Below are 5,978 nucleotides of genomic sequence, written 5' to 3'. Positions count from 1 at the left end.
TTCAGCCGTCTCTGCTGTAGGAGGGGAGGTAAGTCCTACTCTTGGGCGAAAGTCTATAGTAGTGGCACTCCCCTATGATTACAGAAGCCCCAACTTCAACCGTACTCGGTAAGTTGGGGTAGTTCACACTAAATACTCTATCCAAGCTTTTAAAGGTTCTGGTGAGCCATACCAAATACCAGGGTTTCTGGGAGAATGCCTTACACCTTCAATAACAAGATTTTCTGCTCCCTCTAGGTGAGCAGCTTCAATGGGCGTGATCCCATCGCCCCAAGTGTTGCCCTTGCCACAAGTTAATTGGTAACTACTGTAAGCTAACCAGCTACCACGCCGCCTTTGCCCAAAGATAGTTTTACCAGCTACACAAACGTAACGAACGTTTTTGTAAAAAGCTCCAGGGTAGTTATTGGTGACAAAATCCAGATTCCAGCGCGTCCAGCGTTCTTGGCTAATATGGGGTGTCCCCAAGGTGACGAGGGTGGCAATTAAAGAATGTGCTTTCCACAGAGATGGTTTAACTTCACCGCGTGCCAAATAAGGCTTTTCTCCCATGTAGATGCGAGATATCCATCCCCCGGCTGAGTGACCAATCAAGTTAATTTCAGTAGCGTTATATTGCTGCAATATTTGCTTGACAGTGCGATCAAGTTTCCACAAAATCGGTGTTACTGGTCTGCCGCCGAGAGTTGGTAGCCAGTCACGTCGTCGCAGTGGTACTATGACTGCGGGAAAACCAGACTGTTGTAGTAATTGTTCGAGTTGGCGATAAGCGATCGCGCTTTCTAAATACCCAGGCAAAATAACTGTCGGTAATGGCATTTGGGATTCTGGATGCAACAATGTAACGAAAATGTCGAGTCAGCCGCGTGCTGCGAAGAAAAGTCTGATTTGAGATTTTTTTTTACAAAAACCCAAATACTTAATCAATGGCGTTTTTTGCTGGAATGCTCAATAAATTAGGAAAGCCAGAAAAAATTTTAGAGTCTGCTGATGTGGTAGTATTATCAGAAGTAGTTTAGTCTACAATTCAATTGTGACAACTGTTACAGAAGTGGGGCTAGCTACAAAAACGCAAGGTAATTAAGTAGATGTAGTTATGTATGTAGTAGGACTTATGCGTAGACATGTACTCCTGCAAATAAGGAAGCTAGGCTGAGCGTTTCGTAGAAAAGTGGGTTGTCTAAGACATCGTTTAAACTGCCAACTGTCCGATCTATTAGTTTTTCCTGGAATTTCTAAAGAGAAAAAATTAAAATTAGTAATTTTTAAATCTACTCATTAACAAGCGAAATTTTAAATTATGATGTTACACAATTTAAGAATCAAATATTTGACTTGAAAAATTGCCCATCTTGCTGTTTTGAGTGCCAGCATAGGAAGTTATTATTTGTAAAGGGTAGCATCTACAGCAATATAGTCTGAAAGATCAGATCACTATTCAACTGCAACCGAGCCGAGTGAACGAAAACAGCTATGTCTTACGTCTCCCTACTAAAAAATATACCAGATATCTTAGGCCAGCCAATTGGGATAGCAGCTATAGCCTCGATTGGCATCCATGGTGCTATTGCGTTGATTGTGCCATTAATGCCCGTGGACTCTAGCAAACCCACAGAAGCAGCAAAAACAGTCGGACTCCTAGAATTAAGCCCAACCGACCAAGCCCGTCTGCCACAAAATCCAAACACACCCCAAGTGGCTCTACAACAGCAACTTCCCCAAACAGGGCAAGTTTCGCCTCCAAACTTTAGCGCCCAGACTGTATTGCCTCCACTGCCACCCCCTGTTTCTAGCCAGTTCACACTGCCTCCACTACCCCAATCACTTAACAATTATCGCGTCTCTTCATTGCCCACAAAGCAGTCTGTGCGGATGATTCCCAGAGCAAATTTGGGATTTAACACTGCTGGTTTTAATGCCAGTGGAAAGTTTTCCTCATCAGCAGTTCCTCATTTAAGTGACAGTGACATCAAATACGAACCATCTAAGCCACTAACTGTAAACAAGTTACCAGAATTACAGTCGCAGAAAATACCTGACGAGATTTTGCGGAATACCCGATATCCCAACCTTTCTGATACTACCTCTACTACAGCACAAGGAAATCCCACCCTGCAAACTACGCAGTCGGGTAATGTATCCCAAATTACTCAAAATCAGCAACAAGTCGCTCCCATTGGACAACCTCTACAAGGTGCAGACAACTTAGCCTTAGCAGGACAAAGCTTGCCGCAATTGAAGCCGGGAACTATGCCTAATACGCCTGAGTTACCCTCAAAAGCAATCGAACAAGCGATCGCACAGGTAAACTCTTATGAAGACTTGAGAAAAATAGTCCGGCAAGAGTACCCTAATGCAGAAGAAAAAGCAGTTATCCGTGACACAATCCCTACAGATAAACCGAATCTACAAGGTACTGTCCTAGGTGTATTAGTGGTAGATCCTGATGGCAAGGTCTTAGATATTAAGTTCCAAAATAAGTTAATTGCTCCTGAACTGCAATTAAAAGCAAGGGAATATTTCAACACACAACCCCCCAAGGGAGAAAAACAAACTAGTTCTTACCCGTTTAGGCTGAGTTTCCAAAACAACAGCAACACTGCCGGGACTACTGAAGCTACCCCAAAACCATTATCGGAACTGCGAAATAGAACCAACCAGCTAGCGCCCTTACCAGTAGCTAATCCCAAACCATTATCGGAACTGCGAAATAGAACTAACCAGCTAGCGCCCTTACCAGTAGCTAATCCCAAACCATTATCGGAACTGCGAAATAGAACTAACCAGCTAGCGCCCTTACCAGCAGCTAATCCCAAACCACTATTGGAACTGCGAAATAGAACCAACCAGTTAGGGCCATCATCGGCAGGTAAGCTCAAACCATTATCTGTGCCAAGAGTTAATAACAATCAGCCTGCACTTTCTGCTGAATCTGATCAAAAGCTATTAGAAAAGTTGCGTCAACTAAAGGAAAACAGACAAAAATCTGAGCAATAAAAATGAAAAGCCACGCTCACAAGGGGCATGGGTAATAGGTAATGCGGGAGTCACTGCTGTCTTAGGATTTTTGCAGCCCAATCCCAATGCCCGAAGTCGGCAGGCGGCTATCCTTAGCCAACCACAAGTTGATGGAGTTTCCAACCGACTTTTAATGAATCTTTTAGCTACTTTACCAGCCTTGCTCTGCTTGTTGGGAAACGTAAGTAGCTATCTCTAAAATTTCTTGAGCGCTTAACTTATCTTTGAAGGCAGGCATGGCATTTTTACCATTCTGCACTTGGTAGATAATTGCCTTGATTGAGTCGCTATCATAATTTGCAAGGTACTTTGATAATGCTTCTTTTTTTAAGGTTTTCTGGCTGATGAGGATGTTACCACCACCTATATGGCAAGAAGCGCAGTTAGCATCAAATATTTTGGCACCGTTGGATGTTTCAGCAGCTAGTGCTGGACGAATGAATGTTAATTTGGACAGAGCGATCGCTAATAGCAGAATTAATAAAAGTATTCTCAAGAAATTCTCCTCATAACAAGCGTTAGCAACTGAAAAACCTTCTCCAGTAACTATTCTATGGCTACTCAAAGCCTTAAAAGCTCTAGTTACTATTTACAGTTGCGAAGCGCTATGTGTACTCTACCGCATGATGCCCCAATTTCTGTAGAGTATAAACGTGATTAATTTCTAATTTAGGTAAATTTGTTTCAAATGAACGGTAACAAGTTAATCTCCTCCATCAGCAACCGGAGTTTAGCATCTTAGCCAGAGATAAGACTCATTACCGCCGTTTGTTAGGTATCAGGGACTGGAAAGATTTGGTTGAAACCCAGCTTCTGGTGGGTAAATTTCTTCTCCACTAACCAATCCCTAATAACCAGTATCCAGTCCTCTTTATTCATGGTGTATACCACCTTAAGAGTATGGCATTTTGCTAACCAGCAAAAAAATCATCTGATATCAAAAACGCTGTTTCTAACCTTCGACAGTTAGTTTACCAACCATACCAGCACCACGGTGGGGTTCGCAGTAGAAAGTGTATTCACCAGTTGGTGCATCTGCTGGGATGGTGGTCTTTTGGGTTTGACCAGGACTCATCAGCAATTGCTTATGAGACAGACCTTTGGCTAAATCGGCGCTCTTAGTAGGATTTTTCGCAGCATCAAAGACAACATTATGGGGAGGAACTTTGTTGTTCACCCATTCAATTGTGTCGCCTGGCTTAACTGTCAACTTTGCGGGTTCAAATGCCAGCATTCCTTTATCACTACCCAATTTAACCTTGTATGTTTCAGCCGCAGCGCTGGGAGTAAAAACAGCGAAGCTGCTAACAACTAAAAGGATTGTCAACACAGCTAAACTAAAGCGTCGCCAGCTTGCCGCAATCAATTTCATGGCTCTCTCCTAACAAATAGTTTTATTTTCCCTCTTCTATTTTAAATAAAATCAACACCAAATATGACAATCTGTCGTAGATGCAATTTTTTTTTCAACAATGGGGAGCAATTAATAGCAAAAAGTTATGTAATCAGTAATAAGTACTATTACACTGCAATACACCAAAAAGGCTATAAAAAAAGTTAAAGACTAAAAGAAAGTATTTTATTTTTTGTTGAGAAATACTCCTTGGCTGTTCAAAAATTTTCTGTACCCCAACCAGGAGCCTTTTGTGCTGCTGTGAGCATGAAAGTAGCTAAACTTTACCACCTGCTGTTGCGATAAAAAACTACGAGGCATTTGAAAGCACAATAGGTTTGTTCACTACCATCGTAGGTCATGGGTTGGCGCATAAGGCTCACAAGAGCATTGATGCGATCGCCATTGTGCGGGTGCTTTGCACGAGTAGTCTTAACAAAAGTTCTGGAGGACTGGGAACTGGGGACTAGGAACTAGAGAAGAGTTTTTCCAGTACCCAATCCCCAGTACCCAATACCCAATACCCAATAATTCAGCACTCAGTCAGGGCTTTAGTAATATATTTTGCCTCCTCCCCATTTAGTACCAACAATTTTTGGTTGCAAGAGAATATGACCGGCGATCGCCTCCAAGTCATCATCAGTCAGATTTCGCATTGCTGTGAAAATATCTGCGCTCTTGATACTAGGATGTATTTCAGAAATCTCTTCTTCCCCATCGTAAGTAGTGGGATTTTTCAGGTAGTCCACCAAGCCTTCAACATTATTACGGTTTGGCGTTGCAAGCGCCAAGTCCTCTGGAGTAAGTCCTACGTTTTGGTTTGTCTTGGTAACTCCTCCAGCATGACATTGGGCGCAAGCGTAATTAAATAAGCGTTTGCCTTCTTTGACTTGCTTGAGGCTGAGTTCCACGGTATCACCCTGAGCATTTAATGGCACTGTTCGGATAGCTTCGTCCAGTTCCACGGCTGTCGCGCTACCGACAATCAACTGAAACGTCAGTAAAACAGTAGCCACAACAACGCCAATTAGTCTTCTAAACATGTTTCCCCTTAAAGATTTTGACGCTCAACACAGCTAATAAAGCGATTCTCAATCTCCATGCTGCTAATTACTAATTGCTAATGGCTCATTATTCTTTGTCACTAGCGATTAGCCAAAGTCCGAGATAGCCCATCAGGTGACTCCGGTATCGCCCACCGAGTCACTAATACCTTTTGGGTGTATTTCAGACAATATTTGCGAAATGATTGCCTTTGCATCCTCTAACGCCAAACGGGTCTTCTGGTGTTTATAGGCAATTCCTAGTTGGTCGCACAGAGAAAACATTTTTTCCACAGGAATACTGTAGTCTGCTGCTATCTCTGCGATCGATAGGTCTGCAAAACCCATAATGTTTGTTAACTGACAGGTAGAGATTGAGTCGCTGTAATACCAATATCACGTTAAGAGTGCAATTTGTTGCCCAAAATACGGTTTGGGGATCAGGGGGAAGGGGAGATGAGGGTTCAGGGGAAGCAAACGAACAATCATGATTTCCCATCCCCCATCCCCCATGCCCAATGCCC

7 protein-coding genes are annotated in these 5,978 nt (G+C 42.8%); 2 read left to right on the top strand and 5 right to left on the bottom strand.

The genetic code is table 11. The features are described 5' to 3' along the window. Positions 1–123: 123 nt before the first annotated feature. A complete protein-coding gene (locus IQ246_RS28460) occupies positions 124–819 on the bottom strand; it encodes a triacylglycerol lipase (RefSeq protein ID WP_194006640.1) in 696 nt (231 codons plus the stop codon). 654 nt (positions 820–1,473) lie between these two features. On the opposite strand from IQ246_RS28460, the gene IQ246_RS28455 reads away from it, so the two are divergent. Continuing rightward, on the top strand, positions 1,474–2,997 hold the full coding sequence (locus tag IQ246_RS28455) for a hypothetical protein (protein ID WP_194006639.1): 1,524 nt from the start codon (positions 1,474–1,476) through the stop codon (positions 2,995–2,997). Positions 2,998–3,169: 172 nt separating this feature from the next. On the opposite strand, the gene petJ is transcribed toward IQ246_RS28455, so the two are convergent. Both petJ and petE read right to left on the bottom strand, forming a co-directional pair. Continuing rightward, complete coding sequence (petJ, locus tag IQ246_RS28450; protein WP_194006638.1) at positions 3,170–3,514, bottom strand: cytochrome c6 PetJ; 345 nt, start codon at positions 3,512–3,514, stop codon at positions 3,170–3,172. A 456-nt stretch (positions 3,515–3,970) separates the two neighbouring features. Continuing rightward, positions 3,971–4,390 carry a plastocyanin gene (gene petE / locus IQ246_RS28445; RefSeq protein WP_194006637.1) on the bottom strand — a complete coding sequence of 140 codons (420 nt, stop codon included), beginning with the start codon at positions 4,388–4,390 and terminating at the stop codon, positions 3,971–3,973. 359 nt (positions 4,391–4,749) lie between these two features. Between petE and IQ246_RS31095 the strand changes: the two genes are divergently transcribed. After that, the gene (locus tag IQ246_RS31095) at positions 4,750–4,881 is read left to right on the top strand and encodes a hypothetical protein (protein WP_255515668.1); all 132 of its coding nucleotides are present in this window, start codon (positions 4,750–4,752) and stop codon (positions 4,879–4,881) included. 81 nt (positions 4,882–4,962) lie between these two features. On the opposite strand, the gene psbV is transcribed toward IQ246_RS31095, so the two are convergent. Then, positions 4,963–5,454, bottom strand: a complete 492-nt coding sequence (gene psbV, locus IQ246_RS28440; RefSeq protein ID WP_194006636.1) for a photosystem II cytochrome c-550 — start codon at positions 5,452–5,454, stop codon at positions 4,963–4,965. A 132-nt stretch (positions 5,455–5,586) separates the two neighbouring features. Further along, positions 5,587–5,802 carry a hypothetical protein gene (locus IQ246_RS28435; protein WP_194006635.1) on the bottom strand — a complete coding sequence of 72 codons (216 nt, stop codon included), beginning with the start codon at positions 5,800–5,802 and terminating at the stop codon, positions 5,587–5,589. Positions 5,803–5,978: the final 176 nt, after the last annotated feature.

Origin of the sequence: aff. Roholtiella sp. LEGE 12411, from assembly GCF_015206995.1 — a bacterium.
In the GTDB taxonomy this organism is placed as follows: Bacteria; Cyanobacteriota; Cyanobacteriia; order Cyanobacteriales; family Nostocaceae; genus Komarekiella.
The sequence above is the reverse complement of the archived record's forward strand: the minus strand, read 5'-3'. Positions and strand labels throughout refer to the sequence as shown.